A 23,114-nucleotide genomic window follows, 5' to 3' on the forward strand; every position below is an offset into this window, starting at 1 on the left:
TGCAACGGGACGGGGCGCGGAGCCCTCAACACAGCGCAGCGTCCCGTTGCATTTCGGACGCTGTTAGCCTGGCATAGGCTGATGGCGACAGGTTGCCGATCCCGCTGTGCGGACGAACGGTGTTGTAATCATCCTGCCATTCGGCAAGCAGTTCTCAAGCATGATCGAGTGACGAGAACAACGTCTCGTTCGACAGCTCGTCGCGTAATCTCGGATTTCCGGTCAGCACGCGCGTCAATTGACCTATGTGAATCACCTTTGATGACGGCGTTGGCGCGATCGATCGCGTGATCCCGATGCGTGCTACAGCCGATTTAGTCCGCCCGCAGCGGCCACGGGCGGGACCAAGATCGCGTCCAAGTCGCTCGATCAGCTAGAAGTAGGCGCGCTCGATCGGTTTGTTTTGCCCCTCGATTTGTGAATGTCTTTCATTTCGAGGGGTGTTGATCATCTCGCTGCCCATATAGCATTCGGAGAAAACGAGCCGCCGGTGTGATGTGGTTTACACACGCCAGCCACTGTTCCGGCGCAAGATGCCGATCTAGAGGAGGATCTAGGTCATGCCGAACGCACGCATTCCTGACTGGCTGTCGATCGACTTGATGATCATTGTTGTGTCGCTGGCAATTATGGGCACCGGGATCTGGATTGCCAACTAGCTTCCGGCCCGCCGCCTGCCGAGCGCGCCTGGTGCGACCAGGACGCCTTCCACCGCTCTGCCGAACGGGCGCTAGACCGCAGGCGTGACCGATCCGCATGGCTCGTTGGTCTTTTTGAGCGCATGTGCGTGCCAATGTCTGAGAATGTGCCCCTGCCAGCAACGATGGTGGTTTTGAGCGTAGCTAAGGGAGCCGAGCACAATCCAGGCGACGACAACAAGACCGGCAACGATGTTCTTCATCATGGCTGCCACTCCGGGACCACACCGTCCCGGGCGAGATGATGGACACCAGGCGTCACTGCCGTCAACGCTGACGTACTGGGGTGTCTGTAAATGGCCCCGGGGGCGGCCTTACAGCCTCGCCAGCACGCGAGAGACTTGCACTGCGGACCATGTGCCCCCCGCCGCGGGCGGTCGGGATGCCTTGAGCATCCAATCCATCCGCAATGGCCCTCAGGGTCATTGCGCCGACCGCCTATGGAGCCGTGATCGTCGGGCCGATATCTGACGCATCGGACCGCGCGCTCCTGACGGACGCCCTGTGCAGCGGCGCGGGCCTGGAGGAGGGAACAAAAAGCATTCGCTCGGAGTTGGCGACAGAATTCGAGGTATGACCATGAAATGGTTGTTGGTCGTTTTGGTCGGCGGTGTGGCACCCGTGCAGACCGACGTCGTTTTCGAGAAGCTTTCTGATTGCCTGGCCGCCGAACAGCAGCTCCGAACCGCTTATGCCGCAGCGTTTGAAGCCCAGGATAGGCAGGTCACGATGGATTTGGACCAACTCGACCGACATGAACGCCGCAACTACTATCGGGAGCGACGAGAGGATAAGCGGGTCGCCAATACCGGCACCTGTATTCCGCATTCAGGCACCGATCAGGTGATCACGTCGCTGAACAAAACTGATCAGCCACAACCGCAGGCCCCATCACCCGCGCCGCCTCCTTCTCCGCGACCCTGACAGTCATACTGTCGCGTAAGCACGAAGGGCCGCCTGTCAGCGGCCCCTTGGGCTGGCCGCGCTCCTCCAACGGCTTCGGTCAGTCCGGCGCCCCACGTCGCCGACGCCGCCTCTACGGCCGTCGGGTTCGGCTCCGGCGAGTACTCGGCGAAGCTGTTGAACGGCACCAGGCAGCGGTTCTCAGGCTTCAGCCAGCCGCGCCAGTGCGGCGAAGACGTGTTGCGGATATTCGTCACGGGTGACCTCGTCGACATCCATTATCCCGATGCCGAGACCATCCGGGTCGTGCAGGATAACTTATCGACCCACTCCGCCGGCGCCCTGTATCAGACCTTTCCGCCCGCCGAAGCCAGACGGATCTTGCGGCGGATCGAGTTCCACTTCACTCCCAAGCACGCAAGCTGGCTCAACATGGTTGAGATCGAGATCGGCGTCTTGCGGGGACAGTGCCTCGCTCGCAGGATCGACGACCCCAAGCGACTGCGCCGCGAAATCACCGCTTGGGAACGGCAGAGAAATGCTGCACGCTCCCGCATCAAATGGATGTTCACGACAGAAAAAGCCCGCGCAAAAATGGGCCGAGCCTACCCAGACACTTCCAAAGAGTCATAATCACTGTGCAGAGGTACTAGGCAGTACTAGACTGCCGGCAAGGCGGGGAAAACGTCAACGAAATGAAACACAACGACACTGAAGCCAACCGGCGATCATAGTGCTTTTCGATCTCCAAAACCGGGGGTCGCAGGTTCGAGCCCTGCCACTCCTGCCAGCTTTTAATCAATAATTTGAAGCGGTTGGGCGAGGTCCTGGACCCCGGGCATGATTGCTTTCACCTACTTGATCAACGGGCAGCCACCATCCTCGGCGGGTCGAAGCGCTGACACGGAGCGCGCACGCGCAGCAGCCCGGGAGCAGGGACAGCCGCCAGAGGCTCACGCTATAACAACGACAACAAGCACATTCGGGAGGGGACAATGAGCGGAGATATCGCAGCAACCATCCGGCGCGCACGCGAGCATGGCATCGGCGATCTGCTGCGCCGGTCCGCCAAGCGCTACCCTGACAAGACCGCGTTGATCTGCGGCGAGGTGGCGTGGACGTTTGCCGAAATGGACGCCATCTGCGATCGGCTTGCGCGCGGCTTGCTCGGGCTTGGCATCGAGAAGGGCGAGCGCGTTGCCGTGCTGTCGCGCAACTCGCACGCGTTCGCGGTGCTGCGCTTCGCGGTGGCACGGATCGGCGCGATCCTGGTGCCGATCAACTTCATGCTGAACCCGGACGAGATCAATTTCATCCTGACCAATTCGGGCGCAAAGCTGCTTGCGGCCGGACCCGATTTCGTGGAGACGGCGCGCGCGGCCGCGGCCAAGGGCTCGGCGGTCGAAACGTTGGTCTGGTTGCCGGGCGAGGATCCGGCCACGGCGCCTGACGGAATCAAGACGTTCGACGGCTTGCTGGATGGCGACGCCTCGGCGCCCGATATGTCGGTCGACAGCCGCGATCCGGCGCAGATCATCTACACCAGCGGCACGGAGTCGCTGCCGAAGGGCGCGATCCTCACCCATGAAGCTGTGATGTGGCAGTATGTCAGCTGCATCATCGACGGCGGCATGGCTGTCGACGACAACGTGCTGCACGCGCTGCCGCTCTATCATTGCGCCCAGCTCGACGTCTTCCTGGGGCCCGCGATCTATCTCGGCGCTACCAGTCTGATCACCGGCAAGCCGGCAGCCGACAACATCCTGTCGCTGATTGCCGCGCACAACATCAACGCATTCTTCGCGCCACCGACGATCTGGATCGCGATGCTGCGCTCGCCGGCCTTCGACCGCACCGATTTGTCGTCCCTGCGCAAGGGCTATTACGGCGCCTCGATCATGCCGGTCGAGGTGCTGCTCGAATTGCAGCGCCGGCTGCCCGACGTGAAATTCTGGAATTTCTACGGCCAGACCGAGATCGCGCCGCTTGCGACCGTGCTGGCGCCGGAGGATCAACTGCCGAAGGCCGGTTCGGCCGGCAAGCCCGCGATCAATGTCGAGACGCGGGTGGTCAATCCTGACATGACCGACGTTGGCGTTGGCGAAGTCGGCGAGATCGTGCACCGCTCGCCGCATCTGTTGTCCGGCTATTACAACGACCCGGCCAAGACCGCATCCGCGTTCGCTGGCGGCTGGTTCCACTCCGGCGATCTCGCGACCGTCGATACCGACGGCTACATCACCGTCGTCGACCGCGTAAAGGACATGATCAAGAGCGGCGGCGAGAACGTCGCGAGCCGCGAGGTCGAGGAGATGATCTACCGGCTGCCGGCGGTGTCGGAGGTGGCGGTGGTCGGGCTGCCCGATCCGCGCTGGATCGAGGCGGTCACCGCGATCGTCGTGGTCAAGGCGGGCGAGACGCTCGATGCAGACGCCGTCGTCAGGCATTGCGCGGCCGCCATGGCCCATTTCAAGGTGCCCAAGCGTGTCGTCTTCGTCGACAGCCTGCCGAAGAACCCGAGCGGCAAGCTATTGAAGCGCGAGCTGCGGCAGCGTTATGTCGGCGGCAGCACACTCGACCAGGCGGTCCAGAAGAGTTCTGCCGGGTAAGTCCTTGATTCGAGGGACCCAGTCTCGTCCGGAGGCGGATCCGGCGCGAACCGGCGGGGCCCCGTCGACCTTGACCTTTGGCCGGTCCCGCAGTAGATATCCGGACACCTGCTGCCGGCCCGCTTTGATGGCGGATATCCGGCGCGGCCTTAAATCCCCCGAACAAACGAGCTCGTTCATCGGCTCAACCTTCCAACGAGGGCTGGGTCTCAAACGTCGGCTGTCCGGATTCCTTGAAACTTTGCAATCGTCTTGTGACGGACGCGGACCCAACGATGGCTTTCAGCCCGTTCAAATTCCTGCAGGAAGTGCGCTCGGAGACCGCCAAGGTCACCTGGCCGACACGCCGCGAGACGACCATCACGACGATCATGGTGTTCGTGATGGTGGCGCTGGCCTCGATCTTCTTTTTCGCCGCGGATCAGATCATCCGCTATTTGATCACCCTGGTACTGGGCATCCACTGATGAGCACCGGAACCCTATTGATGGACAAGCGCTGGTACATCGTTCACGCCTACTCGAATTTCGAGAAGAAGGTCGCGGAATCGATCCGTGAACAGGCCAAGCAGCGCGGGCTGGAAGAACTGTTCGAGTTGGTGCTGGTGCCGACCGAGAAGGTCACCGAGGTGCGCCGCGGCCGCAAGATCGACGCCGAGCGCAAGTTCTTCCCGGGCTATGTGCTGGTGAAGATGAAGCTAACCGACGAGGCGTTTCATCTGATCAAGAACACCCCGAAAGTGACCGGCTTCCTCGGCGCGGAAAACAAGCCGATGCCGATCTCGGAAGCCGAGGCGATGCGCATCCTGCACCAGGTGCAGGAGGGCGTGGAGCGGCCGAAGGCGTCGGTGTCGTTCGAAATCGGCGAGAATGTGCGCGTGGCCGACGGCCCGTTCGCCTCGTTCTCGGGCGTAGTTGAAGAAATCGACGAGGCGCGCTCGCGCGTGAAGGTCGCGGTGTCGATCTTCGGCCGTGCCACGCCGGTGGAACTGGAATTCGGTCAGGTCGAAAAGGTGGTCTGACCGGACGGCGCGGGGTATACGCCTCGCGTCACATAAGGCCGTGGGAGGGAGGAGGCGGTCGCCAGCCCCTTCAACCGAACCACGGAACCTGAAACCGCCGGCATCGTCCGGCCCAACAGGAGTGCTAAATGGCAAAGAAAGTGACCGGATACCTGAAGCTTCAGGTCCCGGCCGGTGCGGCGAATCCTTCGCCCCCGATCGGTCCCGCGCTTGGTCAGCGCGGTCTCAACATTATGGAGTTCTGCAAGAACTTCAACGCGCAGACCCAGAAGGTAGAAAAGAACACCCCGATTCCGGTGGTGATCACGATCTACGCCGATCGTTCGTTCACCTTCGAGATGAAGACCCCTCCGATGTCCTTCTTCCTTAAGCAGGCCGCCAAGATCCAGTCCGGTTCGAAAGCTCCTGGCCGTGACAAGGCCGGCGTGGTGACCAAGGCGCAGGTGCGCGAGATCGCCGAGCAGAAGTTGAAGGACCTGAATTGCGATTCCATCGAATTGGCCATGAAGATGGTCGAGGGCTCTGCCCGTTCGATGGGTCTGGAAGTTGCGGGGTAACGGACCATGACAATCGGAAAGCGTCTGAAGAAGGCCCGCGAGGGCGTCGATCGCGAAAAGCTCTATCCGCTCACGGATGCCATCAAGATGGTCAAGGAGCGCGCCAAGTCGAAGTTCGACGAGACGATCGAGATCGCGATCAACCTCGGCGTCGATCCTCGTCACGCCGACCAGATGGTCCGCGGCGTGGTCAATTTGCCGAACGGAACCGGCCGTACGTTGCGCGTCGGCGTGTTCGCGCGCGGCGCCAAGGCTGACGAAGCCATCGCGGCTGGTGCCGACGTCGTCGGCGCCGAAGACCTGGTCGCGAAGGTGCAGGGCGGTCAGATCGACTTCGACCGCTGCATCGCCACTCCCGACATGATGCCGCTGGTCGGCCGCCTCGGTAAGGTGCTCGGTCCGCGCGGCATGATGCCGAACCCGAAGATCGGCACCGTGACCATGGACGTCACGTCGGCCGTGAAGGGCGCCAAGGGCGGCTCGGTCGAGTTCCGCGTCGAGAAGGCCGGCATCGTCCAGGCCGGCATCGGCAAGGCCTCGTTCACCGAGGACAAGCTGGTCGAGAACGTCAAGGCGCTCGCGGATGCGGTCGCCAAGGCGAAGCCGGCGGGTTCCAAGGGCACCTACATCCAGCGCGTGGCGGTCTCCTCCACCATGGGCCCGGGCGTGAAGGTCGAGCCGGGTACGCTCCTCGGCTAAGGTCGACAGCCGTGATGAGAAAAAGAGGGGCGGGATCGGTTGGCGATCCCGCCCCTTTGTTTTGGCATGAAGCCTCTCGCAGGAAACAACAAGAATGCCCGACAAGGTCCTGATCTATTCGCGCTTTCCCAAGGCCCAGCTCACGCGCTTCGGCGAGCGCTATGAGCTTTTGAACGGCGCCGGCAAGCGGGCGAACGAGGCCTTTGCGGCGGCCGAGCTTGCCGACATCCGCGCGATGATCACCGCCGGCGGCACGCCGCTCGGCGCTGATGCCATGGACCTGCTGCCGAAGCTGGGGGCGATCGTCTGTTACGGCACCGGCTATGACGGCATCGATCTGGCTGCCGCTGCCAGGCGGGCGATCGCGGTCGGTCACAGCCCGGGTGCCAACGCGGCCTCGGTAGCCGACATCGCCTTGACCCTGATGCTGGCGGCGGTCCGCCGTCTGCCGGTGGCCGACAATTATGTGCGAAGCGGCGACTGGGCGGGGGCAAAGCCGTCGCCGATGATGCGGCCGCAGGCCGGGATGCGCGGTCGCAAGGTCGGTGTCTACGGGATGGGCGAGATCGGCCGCAAGATCGCCGCCCGCGTCGCCGCGTTCGAAACCGAGGTCGGCTATTTCAGCCGTTCGAAGCATGACGTGCCCTATCAATATCTTTCGAGCCTGGAAGCGCTCGCCGACTGGTGCAGCGTGCTGATGGTCGCGGTCCGCGCCGGCACCGAGACCAACCATGTGGTCAATGCCGATATCCTGCGCCGGCTCGGCAGCGACGGCTTCGTCGTCAACATCTCGCGCGGTTCCGTCATCGACGAGCAGGCACTGGTCGCGGCGCTGGCAGATCAAACCATCGCGGGCGCCGGCCTCGACGTGTTTGCCAAGGAGCCGCATGCCCCCGACGCGTTGACTGCGCTTCCGAACGTGGTGCTCTCGCCGCATCTTGGCGGCCACACCCTGGAATCACACGTGGGGATGCAGGACTGCGTGCTCGCCAATCTCGACGCGTTCTTTGGCGGGAAGCCGCTCGCTTACCCCGTGACGTCAGGTTCCATTTGACCAGGCATTCAACCCCGACGTCGCGCGCGCTCGTCGGGGGTGCCCGCAACGTGGACTTTGAGGGGCAATGGGTCAGTTGCTGCGGGGCGAGCGCAACTGACTGGCGTTCGCGACCGCCGCCCTCAGCGTCTTTCGCAACCACATCAGTGCTGGTTCCGCATCGAAGCGCTCGTGCCAGAACTGTCTTATGACCAGCTTCGGAAGCTTGAGCGGATGCGGCAGAATCTCGATTGGGGCCGCATCTGCCATCAGCACACCCAAAGGTCTTGGTACTGTCGCGACCAGATCGGAGGATCCCACGATCATCGGCAGCGCGAGAAAATGTGGCACACGTACTGCGATGTGTGAATCAAGCCCGTGTTTGCGCAGTGTCCGCTCGACGATGGCGTGACCAGTTCCTTCGGCTGTTGCAAGCGCATGTCGCTCTCTCAGAAAAATCGCCTTGGACATTGCCGATTGTTTCACGCCGGGATGGCCACGCCGGGCTAGTGCGACGTAGTCGGCTTCGAACAGAAGCTGTTGCCTCACGCCGGAGCGAAGCTCCGGAATAAATCCAACGGCCAAATCAACTGCTCCCGTGCGCAATGCAGGCAGCGTTTGTTCCATGGGCAGTTGCATCGTGCTGAAGAAGATGCCGGGAGCACTGTCTCGGCACGCGTTGAGCAGATGAGGCAAAATCACAGCCTCCGCAATATCGCTCATCACGATCGTGAACGTGCGTTTGTCGGTGGCGATATCGAAGCCTGAGTGCCGGGCAAGCCCGCGTCGCACCGAACTCAAACCATTGCACCAGTCGGCCGCGAGCTGTTCGGCAAACGGCGTTGGCTCCATGGCGCCGCCGCTGCGAATGAAAAGTGCATCTCCCGTGAAATCTCTCAGCCGCCGCAGCGCGTTCGATACCGTGGGCTGACTGGTGTTGAGTTCAACCGCGGCGCGCGAAATACGCCGATGGCGCCAGACGGCATCGAAGACGAATAGCAGGTTGAGATCCATCTTAGTATTCATGCACGAAATATCTATCATTCTTGTATTCGCATTGTAAATGAGCGCGCGATCGATCACCTCATTGCTCATGAACAGCATTGAGTTTTTCGGCGCAGACCGCGAAAGCCTGCCTGCTCCCCTGAAGCGCTCAAGGCCGAACTCAAGCGTGCGGCGAAGCCATACGAGCTGTTTACCCACAACGGTGCGCCTCACGCCATCGATGAGGACTTTCGACCCGTTGCGAATTGCCCGGTCGCATCGAAGCTCGCCTGGGAGCGCACGATGACTTTCCTAGACTGGCATCTGAAGGGTGTGCCCGCTCAAATCTTCGTCAAACAAAAAAGGAGGACGCTGATGAACAAGCTGACAATGACGACCGCCGCTGACCCGGGCGCGAACATGAAAAACACGGATACAACCGAATGGTCGAAGTTCATGACCGACGATGAGTACTATCCGTTCCTCGTCAAAAAGAATATCCGCCCAGCAGTCTGGCGCTGGCGCGACCTCGAGCCGAGGCTCGATGACGTCGCGCAGGATCCGCTCCGCCGCGCGGATCGGCGGTTCATCGCCCTGGTCAATTCGGATACCGGGGAGGCGGGCGGTGTGCTGCCGTCCATCTTTCTCGGCATCCAAGTTATCAATCCGGGCGAGCATATCGTGCCGCACCGACACAATTCCTATGGGCTCTATCACATCATTCAGGGGAGCGGTTATTCGATCGTCGGCGATCACAAGTTTGAATGGTCCCGCGGTGATACGTTCGCATGTTCGCCTTGGGCCTCGCACGAGCACATCAACACTGGCACTGAGCGGGCGATTCAGTACGTTATTCAGGACATGCCGGCTCGCGCCATGGACCGAAATCTGATCTGGGAAGAGCCGGTTGGCCACATGTTCCACATGGTCGAAGGCAATCTTCCTCACTCGGACTGACTTGACGTCCTGCCGCGCCTCCGACTTCGCCGGTCGGGTCGGAGGCGTTGCGCCGTACGAGAAAGAGCACTTGATGATGAAGAGCTACGTATTTGCTCCGCTGGCTCCGCCGACGGTCGCTGTTGCAGGCGAACCCGGGAGGTTTCCGGTTCGCCGCATCTTCTGCGTTGGCCGCAATTATGCTGCACACGCCCGCGAGATGGGGAAGGATCCGGATCGCGAGCCGCCGTTCTTCTTTACGAAGCCGGCGGATGCAGTCGTTGATAGCGGTACAACGGTGCCTTACCCTCCGGAAACCAGCAATTTTCAGTACGAGATCGAGCTTGTCATAGCGATCGGCCGAGCAGGCCTCGACGTCAGCCGAGAGGCGGCGCTTGACCTCGTGTTCGGCTACGGCGTTGGCATCGATCTCACTCGTCGCGATCTGCAGTTGGAAGCGAGGGACAAGGGGCGGCCTTGGGATTGGGGTAAGGCGTTCGACCAGTCGGCGCCGATTGCGCCACTGCATCGTGTGACCGGCGGACAGCATCCGGCCGCGGGCCGCATCTGGCTCGCCGTCAACGGCGCGGTAAAGCAGAATGCGGACCTGGCCGAGTTGATCTGGCCGGTGCCGGACATGATCTCGATCATCTCGCGTTCCATGGAGCTCAAGCCTGGTGACATCATCATGACCGGAACGCCGGCCGGCGTCGGTGCGATTGTCGCGGGTGACAACGTCACCGGCGGCATTGATGGTCTTGGCGAGATCGGGATCACGGTCGGCCGGCCTCTCATGAGGGCCTCCGGCGCCCCAGGCGAGGTGGTATGACGTTGGCCGCGAGAGATTTTCGCGGGAACCTAGCTGATCAAGAACTGGTCTGAAATTTGCTCTTGGCAAATCGAACGGGACTCGCTAGACAGCGCTTTCCGGGCGTGCTGGCCGTTGCTGGCATGTCTGTGCTCGCATTCCGAAAACCCGATACGATAGGAGATCATTCCTTTCTGCATGTCCGCAAGGGTGCTCGAAAGGAAGGAAACCCGTCGCTTCAAACGGAATGAGAGCAGGGGCGTTCGGCTTAGCTGAAAGCCTCGATCCTGTCCGAGACTGCAGGCGCCCGCGAGAACATTACGTTTTCAACGGCTTAATCGCATGGCCTGCATAGACGGGTGAAGACCGGATTTTCGCATTCACGCAGCGAGTGTATCGCGGCTGGATGCTGGTTTGGTTCGAACCTCGACAGCCCAGAGCCGCAAGGTTTTGGGAGGGCAGGCTTCTAGATGTCGTCTTGCCCGGCATGTCCTGGGGACTTCGGTCCTTGAGATCAGGTTTTGGGCGGGACGATGGGTGCAACCCGGCGGTCCTGCCTTCGCGGAAAGGCCGCCAACCGGAAAGAGCTTGCTGTGGAACGAGCGGCAAAAAAAGAGGCGGTCGAACAGCTCAACCAGGCCTTCAAGGCCACGAGCGTTGCGGTCGTCGCTCACTATTCCGGCCTCACCGTGGCCCAGATGCAGAAGCTGCGCATGCAGATGAAGCAGGCGGGTGCGTCGGTGAAGGTCTCGAAGAACCGTCTCGCCAAAATTGCTCTTGAAGGCACTGACGTCGTTGCCATCGGCTCCCTGCTGAAGGGGCCGACCGTGATCGCAACTTCTGACGATCCGGTGGCGGCGCCAAAGGTTGCCGTCGAATTCGCCAAGGCGAACGAGAAGTTCGTCATCCTTGGCGGCTCGATGGGTAAAACCGTCCTGAATGTCGACAGCGTGAAGGCGCTCGCCTCACTGCCGTCGCTCGACGAATTGCGCAGCAAGATCGTGGGCCTCCTCGTGGCGCCCGCGACCAAGCTGGCTCAGTTGTCGAACGCGCCTGCTGCCAAGCTCGCACGCGTCATTCAGGCCTATGCCTCAAAGAGCGAAGCGGCCTGACCCTTCGCTAATCTCAAACCTGGTTCGAACCAAACGTTTAAGGAAACAGATCAATGGCTGACTTGCAGAAAATCGTCGACGACCTTTCGAGCCTCACGGTGCTCGAAGCCGCTGAGCTCGCAAAGCTCCTCGAAGAAAAGTGGGGCGTGTCCGCCGCTGCCGCCGTTGCGGTGGCCGGTCCGGCTGCTGCCGCCGCTGCTCCCGCTGAAGAGAAGACCGAGTTCACGGTCATGCTCGTCGCCGCCGGCGACAAGAAGATCGAAGTCATCAAGGAAGTCCGCGCCATCACCGGCCTGGGCCTGAAGGAAGCCAAGGACCTCGTCGAAGGCGCCCCCAAGGCTGTCAAGGAAGGCATCAACAAGGACGAGTCCGAGAAGATCAAGGCCCAGCTCGAGAAGGCTGGCGCCAAGGTCGAACTCAAGTAATGCACGATCCGGAGCGTCGCAGGGCGCTCCCGGACCATGCAAATGGCGTGCGACAGGTTGTCGCGGAATGCGCCGGACACAGAAAAGTGTGGGGATTCGTGGACTTAACCCTCGAATCTCCATTATTGCCTTCCCATATTGGGTCGGCAGCGAAAAAACACGGTCGGCGGCGGGGACGGCAGGGTCCCCGGCGTACGCCGTTGGGAGACAGTCAGATTTCGGGCTTTTTCAGTCCGTGAAGCGGAAGGTTTGGACGGGCGGGTGCAGGCATGCGCCCCGCGCGTCGTTTTGCGTTTTGAAGGCTGCGAGGCAGGTTGGGGATTTAATTCCTGAACCTAGGCTTGGTTCCCTTCGAGACGGTTCGAAAAATTCAACCCGGGGACGACGGCAGTCGCGTCCCGGAAGGTTCGCCCCACAAAGGCGACGAAAATGAGAGGCCACGATGGCGCAGCAGACATTCACCGGTCGCAAACGCGTACGCAAGTTTTTCGGTCACATCAAGGAAGTCGCCGAGATGCCGAACCTCATCGAGGTTCAGAAGGCGTCCTACGACCAGTTCCTGATGGTCGACGAGCCGGTTGGCGGCCGCCTCGACGAAGGCCTGCAGGCCGTGTTCCGCTCGGTGTTTCCGATCTCGGATTTCTCCGGCACCTCGATGCTCGAATTCGTCCGTTACGAATTCGAACCGCCGAAATATGACGTCGACGAGTGCCGCCAGCGCGGCATGACCTTCGCTGCGCCGCTCAAGGTGACGCTGCGCCTGATCGTGTTCGATATCGATGAGGAAACCGGCGCCAAGTCGGTGAAGGACATCAAGGAGCAGGACGTCTACATGGGCGACATCCCGCTCATGACGATGAACGGCACCTTCGTGGTCAACGGCACCGAGCGCGTCATCGTCTCGCAGATGCACCGTTCGCCCGGCGTGTTCTTCGATCACGACAAGGGCAAGACCCATTCGTCCGGCAAGCTGCTGTTTGCTGCGCGCGTGATTCCGTATCGCGGTTCCTGGCTCGACATCGAGTTCGACGCCAAGGACATCGTGTTCGCGCGCATCGATCGCCGCCGCAAGATCCCCGTGACCTCGCTGATGTACGCGCTCGGTCTCGACGGCGAGCAGATCCTGTCGACCTTCTACAAGAAGATCACCTACAAGCGGACCAAGGAAGGCTGGCGCGTGCCGTTCGACGCCAACCGCTTCCGCGGCTACAGCACGATCAACGATCTGATCGACGCCGACACCGGCAAGGTGGTGCTCGAGGCCGGCAAGAAGCTGACCGTGCGCAGTGCCCGCCAGATGCAGGAGAAGGGCCTCAAGGCGCTGCGTCTGTCGGACGAAGAGCTGGTCGGCAATTATCTCGCCGAAGACCTCGTCAATCCGAAGACCGGCGAGATCTACGCCGAAGCCGGCGAGGAGATCACCGAGAAGTCGCTTAAGGTGCTGAACGAGCAGGGCTACAAGGACCTGCCGCTGCTCGACATCGACCACGTCAATGTCGGCGCCTACATCCGCAACACGCTGCATGCCGACAAGAACATGACGCGTGAGGACGCGCTGTTCGACATCTACCGCGTGATGCGGCCGGGCGAGCCGCCGACGCTGGATTCGGCGCAGGCCATGTTCCAGTCGCTGTTCTTCGATTCCGAGCGCTACGACCTGTCCGCGGTCGGCCGCGTCAAGATGAACATGCGCCTCGAGCTCGATGCGCCCGACACCCATCGCACGCTGCGCAAGGAAGACATCCTGGCGGTCATCAAGACGCTGGTCGACCTGCGCGACGGCAAGGGCGAGATCGACGACATCGATCACCTCGGCAACCGCCGGGTGCGCTCGGTCGGCGAGCTGATGGAGAACCAGTACCGGATCGGCCTGCTCCGCATGGAGCGCGCGATCAAAGAGCGCATGTCGAGCGTCGATATCGACACCGTGATGCCACAGGACCTGATCAACGCCAAGCCGGCGGCTGCCGCCGTGCGCGAGTTCTTCGGCTCCTCGCAGCTCTCGCAGTTCATGGACCAGACCAACCCGCTGTCGGAGATCACCCACAAGCGCCGTCTTTCGGCGCTTGGCCCGGGTGGTCTGACCCGCGAGCGCGCCGGCTTCGAGGTGCGCGACGTGCATCCGACGCATTACGGCCGCATCTGCCCGATCGAGACGCCGGAAGGCCCGAACATCGGCCTGATCAACTCGCTGGCGACGTTCGCGCGCGTCAACAAATACGGCTTCGTCGAGACGCCCTATCGCAAGATCAAGGACGGCCGCGTCAGCGACGAGGTGGTCTATCTCTCGGCGATGGAAGAGGGCCGTTACCGCGTCGCGCAGGCCAACGTGCCGCTCGATGCCAAGGGCCGCTTCACGGACGACCTCGTGGTCTGCCGTCACGCCGGCGAAGTGCTGCCGGTGACGCCGGACAAGGTCGACTACATGGACGTGTCGCCGAAGCAGCTCGTTTCGGTGGCCGCGGCGCTGATCCCGTTCCTCGAGAACGACGACGCCAACCGCGCGCTGATGGGCTCGAACATGCAGCGCCAGGCGGTGCCGCTGGTTCGCGCCGAGGCGCCGTTCGTCGGTACCGGCATGGAAGGCGTGGTGGCCCGTGACTCGGGTGCTGCGATCGCCGCGCGCCGCTCCGGTGTGATCGACCAGATCGATGCCACCCGCGTCGTGATCCGCGCCACCGAAGATCTCGATCCGACCAAGTCGGGCGTCGATATCTACCGGCTGATGAAGTACCAGCGCTCCAACCAGTCGACCTGCATCAACCAGCGTCCGCTGGTGAAGGTCGGCGACATCGTCAAGAAGGGCGACATCATCGCTGACGGTCCGTCGACCGATCTCGGCGAGCTCGCGCTCGGCCGCAACGTGCTGGTCGCGTTCATGCCGTGGAACGGCTACAACTTCGAAGACTTCGATCCTGCTCTCCGAGCGGATCGTGAAGGACGACGTCTTCACCTCGATCCACATCGAGGAGTTCGAAGTGATGGCCCGCGACACCAAGCTCGGGCCTGAGGAAATCACCCGCGACATTCCGAACGTCTCGGAAGAAGCGCTGAAGAACCTCGACGAAGCCGGTATCGTCTACATCGGTGCGGAAGTCCGCGCCGGCGACATCCTGGTCGGCAAGATCACGCCGAAGGGCGAGAGCCCGATGACGCCGGAAGAGAAGCTGCTCCGCGCCATCTTCGGCGAGAAGGCCTCCGACGTCCGCGACACCTCGCTGCGCGTCCCTCCGGGCGTGCAGGGGACCATCGTCGAAGTCCGCGTGTTCAACCGCCACGGCGTCGACAAGGATGAGCGTGCGCTGGCGATCGAGCGGGAAGAGATCGAGCGTCTGGCCAAGGACCGCGACGACGAGCAGGCGATTCTGGACCGCAACGTCTACAACCGTCTGGCCGAGCTGCTGGAGAACCGCCAGGGCATTTCCGGTCCGAAGGGCTTCAAGAAGGATACCAGGATCACCCGTCCGGTGCTCGACGAGTATCCGAAGTCGCAGTGGTGGTTGTTCGCTACGTCGAACGACAAGCTGATGGCCGAGATCGAGGCCATGCGGAAGCAGTACGACGAGTCGAAGAAGGGCCTCGAGCAGCGCTTCCTCGACAAGGTCGAGAAGCTGCAACGCGGCGACGAATTGCCGCCCGGCGTGATGAAGATGGTCAAGGTCTTCGTCGCGGTGAAGCGCAAGATCCAGCCCGGCGACAAGATGGCCGGCCGTCACGGCAACAAGGGCGTGGTGTCGAAGATCGTTCCGATCGAGGACATGCCGTTCCTCGAAGACGGTACGCATGCCGACATCGTGCTCAATCCGCTCGGCGTGCCCTCGCGCATGAACGTCGGCCAGATTCTGGAGACGCATCTGGGCTGGGCCTGCGCAGGCCTCGGCAAGCGCATCGGCCAGACCATCGACGCCTACTATCAGAGGCAGGATCTCAAGCCGCTGCGCGAGACCCTGAAGAAGATCTATGGCGAGGATGAAACCATCAAGTCGCTGAACGACAACGAGCTGCTGGAACTCGGACGCAATCTGAGCCATGGCGTGCCGATCGCCACCCCGGTGTTCGACGGCGCCAAGGAGGCCGACATCGAGGAGATGCTGAAGCTCGCGGGCTTCGACGCCTCCGGCCAGTCGACCGTCTATGACGGCCGTACCGGCGATCAGTTCGATCGCAAGGTGACGATGGGCTACATCTACATGCTCAAGCTGCACCATCTCGTGGACGACAAGATCCACGCGCGTTCGATCGGCCCGTACTCGCTCGTTACCCAGCAGCCGCTGGGCGGCAAGGCGCAGTTCGGCGGCCAGCGTTTCGGCGAAATGGAGGTCTGGGCACTCGAAGCCTACGGTGCCGCCTACACGCTGCAGGAAATGCTGACCGTGAAGTCGGACGACGTCGCCGGCCGTACCAAGGTGTACGAGGCGATCGTGCGCGGCGATGACACGTTCGAGGCCGGTATTCCGGAATCGTTCAACGTGCTGGTCAAGGAAATGCGCTCGCTCGGCCTCAACGTGGACCTGCACAATTCCAAGGTGGGACCGGGGTCGACGTCGGAAGCGGCCGAGTAACGCTCAAGAATTTCGTGTCCGGCGCCTGACTGCGCCGGGCATTCGCCCTTTGCTCGGACGTTGAGCGCGGGCGGCCTGAATGAAGTTCGAATTTGCTGCCGGTGACGATCGGCACGCGAGGAGAAGACCATGAATCAAGAGATTATGAATCTTTTCAATCCGACGACGCCGGCTCAGGTCTTCGACCAGATCCGGATTTCGATCGCGTCTCCGGAGAAGATTCTGTCCTGGTCCTACGGCGAGATCAAGAAGCCGGAGACCATCAACTACCGTACCTTCAAGCCCGAGCGTGACGGCCTGTTCTGCGCCCGCATCTTCGGGCCGATCAAGGACTACGAGTGCTTGTGCGGCAAGTACAAGCGGATGAAGTACAAGGGCATCATCTGCGAAAAGTGCTCGGTCGAGGTGACGCTGTCGCGCGTCCGGCGCGAGCGCATGGGCCATATCGAACTGGCGGCACCCGTTGCCCACATCTGGTTCCTGAAGTCGCTGCCGTCGCGCATCGGCCTCCTGCTCGACATGACGCTGAAGGATCTCGAGCGGATCCTCTACTTTGAATATTACGTCGTGCTCGAGCCCGGCCTGACCGCGCTGAAGGACCGCCAGCTCTTGTCGGAAGACGAGTATCTGAAGGCGCAGGACGAGTATGGCCAGGATTCCTTCACCGCCATGATCGGCGCGGAAGCAATCCGTGAGCTGCTCAAGGGTCTCGAGCTCGAGAAGCTCGAGGCGCAGCTGCGCGCCGACATGGCCGAGACCGACTCGGACATCAAGCACAAGAAGCTCGCCAAGCGCCTGAAGATCGTCGAGGCCTTCCGCTTCTCTGGCAACAAGCCGGAGTGGATGATCATGACCGTCGTGCCGGTGATTCCGCCGGATCTGCGCCCGCTGGTGCCGCTCGACGGCGGCCGCTTCGCGACCTCCGACCTCAACGACCTCTACCGCCGCGTCATCAACCGCAACAACCGCCTGAAGCGGCTGATGGAACTGCGCGCGCCCGACATCATCATCCGCAACGAAAAGCGCATGCTGCAGGAGGCGGTCGACGCGCTATTCGACAACGGCCGCCGCGGCCGCGTCATCACCGGCGCCAACAAGCGTCCGTTGAAGTCGCTCGCCGACATGCTGAAGGGCAAGCAGGGCCGGTTCCGCCAGAACCTGCTCGGCAAGCGCGTCGACTATTCGGGCCGTTCGGTGATCGTGGTCGGTCCCGAGCTGCGCCTGCATCAGTGCGGTCTGCCGAAGAAGATGGCGCTCGAGCTGTTCAAGCCGTTCATCTATTCGCGGCTCGACGCCAAGGGCCTGTCCACCACGGTGAAGCAGGCCAAGAAACTGGTCGAGAAGGAGCGGCCGGAGGTCTGGGATATCCTCGATGAGGTGATCCGCGAGCATCCGGTGCTGCTGAACCGCGCGCCGACGCTGCATCGCCTCGGCATCCAGGCGTTCGAGCCGGTGCTGATCGAGGGCAAGGCGATCCAGCTGCATCCGCTGGTCTGCGCCGCCTTCAACGCCGACTTCGACGGCGACCAGATGGCCGTGCACGTTCCGCTGTCGCTCGAGGCGCAGCTGGAAGCGCGCGTCCTGATGATGTCGACCAACAACATCCTGCACCCCGCGAACGGCCAGCCGATCATCGTGCCGTCGCAGGACATCGTGCTCGGCCTCTACTACGTCTCGATCATGCGCGAAGGCCTGCCCGGCGAGGGCAAGATCTTCGGCGACATGGCCGAGCTCGAGCACGCGCTGCACTCGAAGGTCATCCACCTCCACACCAAGATCAAGTACCGGTGGGAAGGCATGGATGAGACCGGCAAGATCGGCAAGCGCTGGATCGAAACCACCGCGGGCCGCGTCATGCTCGGCAATCTGCTGCCGAAGAGCCCGAAGATCTCGTACGACATCATCAACAAGCTGATGACCAAGCGCGAGATCTCCGGCGTCATTGACCAGGTCTATCGTCACTGCGGCCAGAAGGAGACGGTGATCTTCTGCGACCGCATCATGGCGCTCGGCTTCTACAATGCGTTCAAGGCCGGCATCTCGTTCGGCAAGGACGACATGGTGGTGCCGCACAGCAAGTGGAAGATCGTCGACACCACCCGTACGCTGGCGAAGGATTTCGAGCAGCAGTACAATGACGGCCTGATCACCCATGGCGAGAAGTACAACAAGGTCGTCGACGCCTGGTCGAAGGCGACGGAAGAAATCGCCAAGGCGATGATGAAGGAAATCTCCGCGACCAAGAGGACGGCGAGCGGAGCAGAAGCCGAAGTCAACTCGATCTACATGATGGCGCATTCCGGTGCGCGTGGTTCGCCGGCGCAGATGCGCCAGCTCGCCGGCATGCGCGGCCTGATGGCCAAGCCGTCGGGCGAGATCATCGAGACGCCGATCATTTCCAACTTCAAGGAAGGTCTGTCGGTGCTCGAGTACTTCAACTCGACCCACGGCGCCCGCAAGGGCCTCGCGGACACCGCGCTGAAGACCGCGAACTCGGGTTACCTGACGCGGCGTCTGGTCGACGTGGCGCAGGACTGCATCATCACGCAGGACGACTGCGGCACCAAGCTCGGCATCAAGATGCGCGCCATCATCGATGCCGGCACCGTCGTCGCCTCGCTCGGCTCGCGCATCCTGGGCCGCACGGCCTGCGAAGACCTGCGCGATCCCGCCACCAACAACGTGGTCGTCAAGCGCGACACGCTGATGGAGGAGACCCACGTCGATGCGATCCAGCAGGCCGGCATCCAGGAGGTCAAGATCCGTTCGGCACTGACCTGCGAGCTCGTCAACGGCATCTGCGGCAAGTGCTACGGCCGCGATCTCGCGCGCGGCACGCCGGTCAACCACGGTGAGGCCGTTGGCGTCATCGCGGCGCAGTCGATCGGTGAGCCCGGCACGCAGCTGACGATGCGCACGTTCCACATCGGCGGCGCGGCGCAGCTCAACGAGCAGTCGTTCGTCGAATCGAACTTCGACGGCAAGATCGTGATCAGGAACAAGGCCATCGCCCGCAACAGCGAAGGCCAGCTGGTCGCGATGGTGCGCAACATGGTGGTTGCGATCGTCGACGCCGACGGCACCGAGCGCGCGACGCACCGTATCCAGTACGGTTCGCGCATGCACGTCGACGAGGGCGACACCGTCAAGCGTGGCCAGCGCATCGCGGAGTGGGATCCCTACAGCCGCCCGGTGCTGACCGAAGTCGAGGGCGCGATCGGGTTCGAGGATCTGGTCGAGGGCCAGTCGATCTCGGAAACGCTCGACGAGTCCACCGGTATCGCCAAGCGCGTGGTCATCGACTGGCGCACGACGCGCGGCGGTGCGGACCTGCGCCCGGCCATCGTGGTCAAGGGCAAGGACGGCAAGATCCTGAAGCTCGCGCGTGGCGGCGATGCCCGCTACATGCTGTCGGTCGACGGTATTTTGTCGGTTGACGTCGGTGCGAAGGTGAAGGCCGGCGACATCCTGGCGCGTATCTCCACGGAAAGCGCCAAGACCCGCGACATCACCGGCGGTCTGCCGCGGGTGGCCGAACTGTTCGAGGCCCGCAAGCCGAAGGACGCGGCGATCATCGCGGAAATCGCTGGCACGATCCGCTTCGGCCGCGACTACAAGAACAAGCGCCGTATCTCGATCGAGCCGATGGACAAGACCGAGGAGCCGCGCGAGTACCTGATCCCGAAGGGCAAGCACATCCACCTTCAGGACGGCGACATCGTCGAAAAGGGCGACTTCATCGTCGAAGGCAACCCGGCACCGCACGACATCCTGGCGATCAAGGGCATCGAGGAACTCGCTGCCTATCTGGTCAACGAAATCCAGGAGGTCTACCGGCTGCAGGGCGTGCTCATCAACGACAAGCACATCGAGGTGATTGTCCGTCAGATGCTGCAGAAGGTCGAGGTCACCGACCAGGGCGACACCGACCTGATCTCGGGCGAGCAGGTCGACAAGATCGAGTTCGACGCGCTCAACGTCAAGGCCAAGGAGGAGGGCAAGAAGCCCGCCACGGGGACGCCGGTTCTGCTCGGCATCACCAAGGCGAGCTTGCAGACCCGCTCCTTCTTCTCGGCGGCGTCGTTCCAGGAGACCACGCGCGTGCTCACCGAAGCGGCCGTCAACGGCAAGGTGGACCCGCTCGAAGGCCTCAAGGAGAACGTCATTGTCGGCCGCCTGATCCCGGCCGGCACCGGCGCCTCGATGGCGCGGATCCGCGAAGTCGCGGTCAAGCGCGACAAGCTGATCCTCGACGAGCGCGAGAAGCAGCAGACGACGATCGTGCCGACGGCACCGGAAGCGGAGCCGCTGGCGCTGCCGCCGGCGGAATAGGCGTCCGTGAGACTACGGTAATTGACGAAAAGGCCGGCTTTGCGCCGGCCTTTTTTGCTGCTTTCTTTGCTTGCTGCGGCGCAGCGACGCGCTTTGTTCATCTTTCCTTCAGGGTGAAAAGCGCTTTTGCTAAGGTGACTTAGACCGGCTGCTTGGCAGTTCCGGAGACGACGGAATCCAGATGCTTGATTTGGCTATTGTAGGTGGCGGCCCGGGGGGGCTGATGAGCGCTTGGTATTTGAAGCGCAAACTCGGCGACCTCTGCCGCATCACCATTTTCGAGGCGTCGAGCCGGCTCGGCGGCAAGGTTCTCACGCGCAAGTTCGAGACCGCGCCGGCGACGTACGAGGCCGGCGTCGCCGAGATCTATGATTACTCGATGACCGGGCCGGACCCGCTGCGCGAGTTGATTCAGCATTTCGGTCTGCAGACGATCCCGATGGACGCCGAGCAGGTGCAGCTTGACGGCGAACTGCTCGCCGATGTCGAGGGCATGCGCCGCAAATACGGATCGAAGACCGCGGCTGCGATCGAGGCGTTCCGCAAGCGCTGCGCCGATTTGGTATCGCCGATCGAATATTATGAGGGCGTCGGCGCCCACGACAACGAGCACCCCTGGGCTTACAAGACCGCCGAGGAGGTGCTCGACGAGGAGGTCGATGACCCGATCGCCAAGCGCTTCTTCAAGGTGATGGCGCGCTCCGATATCGCGACCGAAAGCCACAACACCAACGGCCTCAACGCGCTGAAGAACTACGTGATGGACGTCGACGGCTATATCGGCCTGTACTCGATCCAGAACGGCAACGAGCAGTTGATCGAGTGTCTGCGCTCGGAAGTGGACGCCGACATCCAGCTCAACCACCGCGTCCTCAAGGTTGGCAAGGCCGCCGACGGCCGCTATCAGCTCAACATGATGAACGGCAAGGGGCCGGAGACGCGCGACTTCGATCTCGTGCTGGTCTGCCTACCGCATTCCTGGCTCGCCACCATGCGCTGGGACGGCGAGGCGCTGCGCCGGTCGATGGTCAAGCATGTCGCCTATTTCGACAAGCCGGCGCACTATTTGCGCGTCTCGATCCTGTTCGACGAACCGTTCTGGGGCGAGAAGATCCCGGGCGCCTGGTTCATGTCGGAAGCGTTCGGTGGCTGCTGCGTCTACAACGAAGGCGCGCGCCACGATGTCGGCAAGCACGGCGTGCTGAACTGGCTGATCGCCGGCTCCGACGCGCTGGCCTTCGCCAATCTCAGCGACCAGGAGCTGATCGAAGCCGCACTGAAGTCGCTGCCGGCCTCGCTCGGCAAGGCACGCGAGCATTTCATGGAAGGCAAGATCCATCGGTGGTTGTCGTCGGTCAACGCGCTGCCGGGCGGCCTGCCGGCGCGCGACGTCATGGCCAATCATCACCCCGAGCCCAAGCAGCATCCGGGCATCGTGGTGGTCGGCGACTATCTGTTCGATTCGACGCTGAACGGGCTGCTCGACTCGTCCGATGCCGCGACCGACATCATCGTTACCGAGATGATGCGGCTGCGCCGCGCCCGCTCGCAGGAAACGGCGACGCTGTCCGACAAGATCGACCGCGCTTACTTCGAGAATTACCGCGGGCAGGGTCCGTACAGCGAAGCCTGGCGCAGCTTCGCCGACCCCGCCTATCTGATGGACCTGATCAAGACGGTCTGGGGCAAGGCGAAGGGCTACAAGCTTCTGGTCGCGGGCTCCGCGAGTGGCGAATTCGTCGGCGCGCTGCGCGAATGCGGCGTCGATGCCTGGGGCATCGAGAACAACCGCTACATCCACGGCAAGACGCCGAAGGCGCTCAGGAAGTTCAACAAGCTCGGCTCGATCGTCGACATGCCGTTCAAGGCGAACGAATTCGATTTCGTGTTCGAGACCTCACTGTGCCATCTCGGCGAAAAGCAGGTAGCGCGCGCGGTGCGCGAGCTCAACCGCGTGGTCAAGACCGGCGTCGTGTTCAGCTCGGTGACCTCGGACATGGCGCCGGCGCTGATCGATCGCTACGACCTGCTGCGCGGGGTGAAGAAGCTCGGCACCTGGTGGGAATGGTCGGAATTGTTCTTCGGCAACGGATTCGATCTGTCGATGCATCGCCGCGATTGCACCGATGCGCTGTGGGCTCTGACCCTTGCGGCCGACAAGGGGCCGGGAAAGTGGTACGCCGACTCCGACAGCCTGCGCTATTCCTTCTTCGACAAGGTCGAAGCCGGCGACGACTAGCTGGCATGAGCGCGAGGCGGGACGCCTTCCGTCAACAAATCCTCGAGCAGCGGCAACGATTCGGTCTGCTCCTAGCTAGCGTCTTCGTGCGGCGCATCCGCCGTTCCAAACGCTTTGCCGAATTGATCCTGATCGCATAGGATCGCCGCCGCAGCGCTTGTCGCTTTGCGATTTCGATTTGCGGTCATGCCGGCCG

16 protein-coding genes and 3 pseudogenes are annotated in these 23,114 nt (G+C 62.4%); 15 read left to right on the plus strand and 4 right to left on the minus strand.

The genetic code is table 11. The annotated features are described in order from the left end of the window. Positions 1-25 precede the first annotated feature (25 nt). Both ACP2YO_RS19100 and ACP2YO_RS19105 read right to left on the minus strand, forming a co-directional pair. Positions 26-151: an integrase core domain-containing protein gene (locus ACP2YO_RS19100; RefSeq protein ID WP_426443252.1), complete on the minus strand. Its 126-nt coding sequence runs from the start codon at positions 149-151 to the stop codon at positions 26-28. Between the two features lie 579 nt (positions 152-730). Continuing rightward, on the minus strand, positions 731-904 hold the full coding sequence (locus ACP2YO_RS19105; RefSeq protein WP_426442222.1) for a hypothetical protein: 174 nt from the start codon (positions 902-904) through the stop codon (positions 731-733). A 373-nt stretch (positions 905-1,277) separates the two neighbouring features. On the opposite strand from ACP2YO_RS19105, the gene ACP2YO_RS19110 reads away from it, so the two are divergent. Continuing rightward, entirely contained in the window at positions 1,278-1,622 is a 345-nt protein-coding gene (locus tag ACP2YO_RS19110; protein ID WP_426442223.1) for a hypothetical protein, read from the plus strand. A 122-nt stretch (positions 1,623-1,744) separates the two neighbouring features. Here the strand turns inward: ACP2YO_RS19110 and ACP2YO_RS19115 are convergent. Then, positions 1,745-1,861: pseudogene (locus ACP2YO_RS19115) on the minus strand (SOS response-associated peptidase); the annotation flags it as partial. 1 nt (position 1,862) lies between these two features. Here ACP2YO_RS19115 and ACP2YO_RS19120 point away from each other — a divergent pair. The 7 genes and pseudogenes from ACP2YO_RS19120 to ACP2YO_RS19150 all read left to right on the plus strand — a co-directional run. Beyond that, positions 1,863-2,234: pseudogene (locus ACP2YO_RS19120) on the plus strand (transposase); the annotation flags it as partial. A 362-nt stretch (positions 2,235-2,596) separates the two neighbouring features. Further along, positions 2,597-4,210 (plus strand): acyl-CoA synthetase, encoded by a 1,614-nt coding sequence (locus tag ACP2YO_RS19125; protein WP_426442224.1) that lies wholly within the window; start codon positions 2,597-2,599, stop codon positions 4,208-4,210. A 275-nt stretch (positions 4,211-4,485) separates the two neighbouring features. After that, on the plus strand, positions 4,486-4,677 hold the full coding sequence (gene secE / locus ACP2YO_RS19130; protein ID WP_106318920.1) for a preprotein translocase subunit SecE: 192 nt from the start codon (positions 4,486-4,488) through the stop codon (positions 4,675-4,677). Positions 4,678-4,697: 20 nt separating this feature from the next. Beyond that, entirely contained in the window at positions 4,698-5,231 is a 534-nt protein-coding gene (gene nusG / locus ACP2YO_RS19135) for a transcription termination/antitermination protein NusG (protein WP_376964140.1), read from the plus strand. 128 nt (positions 5,232-5,359) lie between these two features. Beyond that, a complete protein-coding gene (gene rplK / locus ACP2YO_RS19140; RefSeq protein WP_426442225.1) occupies positions 5,360-5,788 on the plus strand; it encodes a 50S ribosomal protein L11 in 429 nt (142 codons plus the stop codon). 6 nt (positions 5,789-5,794) lie between these two features. Then, positions 5,795-6,487, plus strand: coding sequence for a 50S ribosomal protein L1 (gene rplA, locus ACP2YO_RS19145; RefSeq protein ID WP_426442226.1), 693 nt, complete (start codon positions 5,795-5,797; stop codon positions 6,485-6,487). Between the two features lie 94 nt (positions 6,488-6,581). After that, on the plus strand, positions 6,582-7,541 hold the full coding sequence (locus ACP2YO_RS19150; protein ID WP_426442227.1) for a 2-hydroxyacid dehydrogenase: 960 nt from the start codon (positions 6,582-6,584) through the stop codon (positions 7,539-7,541). 72 nt (positions 7,542-7,613) lie between these two features. Here the strand turns inward: ACP2YO_RS19150 and ACP2YO_RS19155 are convergent, their stop codons facing one another. Beyond that, positions 7,614-8,624, minus strand: a complete 1,011-nt coding sequence (locus tag ACP2YO_RS19155) for a LysR family transcriptional regulator (RefSeq protein ID WP_426442228.1) — start codon at positions 8,622-8,624, stop codon at positions 7,614-7,616. 255 nt (positions 8,625-8,879) lie between these two features. Between ACP2YO_RS19155 and ACP2YO_RS19160 the strand changes: the two genes are divergently transcribed. The 7 genes and pseudogenes from ACP2YO_RS19160 (at position 8,880) to ACP2YO_RS19190 (ending at position 22,918) form a co-directional block, all read left to right on the plus strand. Continuing rightward, entirely contained in the window at positions 8,880-9,461 is a 582-nt protein-coding gene (locus tag ACP2YO_RS19160; protein WP_426442229.1) for a cupin domain-containing protein, read from the plus strand. A gap of 76 nt (positions 9,462-9,537) precedes the next feature. Next, positions 9,538-10,269 (plus strand): fumarylacetoacetate hydrolase family protein, encoded by a 732-nt coding sequence (locus tag ACP2YO_RS19165; RefSeq protein WP_426443253.1) that lies wholly within the window; start codon positions 9,538-9,540, stop codon positions 10,267-10,269. Between the two features lie 572 nt (positions 10,270-10,841). Beyond that, a complete protein-coding gene (rplJ, locus tag ACP2YO_RS19170; protein ID WP_426442230.1) occupies positions 10,842-11,360 on the plus strand; it encodes a 50S ribosomal protein L10 in 519 nt (172 codons plus the stop codon). A gap of 53 nt (positions 11,361-11,413) precedes the next feature. Next, on the plus strand, positions 11,414-11,785 hold the full coding sequence (rplL, locus tag ACP2YO_RS19175) for a 50S ribosomal protein L7/L12 (RefSeq protein WP_426442231.1): 372 nt from the start codon (positions 11,414-11,416) through the stop codon (positions 11,783-11,785). Positions 11,786-12,227: 442 nt separating this feature from the next. Beyond that, positions 12,228-16,347 (plus strand): annotated as a pseudogene (gene rpoB, locus ACP2YO_RS19180) (DNA-directed RNA polymerase subunit beta). 129 nt (positions 16,348-16,476) lie between these two features. Further along, on the plus strand, positions 16,477-20,679 hold the full coding sequence (gene rpoC, locus ACP2YO_RS19185) for a DNA-directed RNA polymerase subunit beta' (RefSeq protein ID WP_426442232.1): 4,203 nt from the start codon (positions 16,477-16,479) through the stop codon (positions 20,677-20,679). A 181-nt stretch (positions 20,680-20,860) separates the two neighbouring features. Then, positions 20,861-22,918: an FAD-dependent oxidoreductase gene (locus tag ACP2YO_RS19190; RefSeq protein ID WP_426442233.1), complete on the plus strand. Its 2,058-nt coding sequence runs from the start codon at positions 20,861-20,863 to the stop codon at positions 22,916-22,918. Positions 22,919-23,114: the final 196 nt, after the last annotated feature.

It is taken from the genome of Bradyrhizobium genosp. P (genome assembly GCF_049949265.1).
Lineage (GTDB): Bacteria > Pseudomonadota > Alphaproteobacteria > Rhizobiales > Xanthobacteraceae > Bradyrhizobium.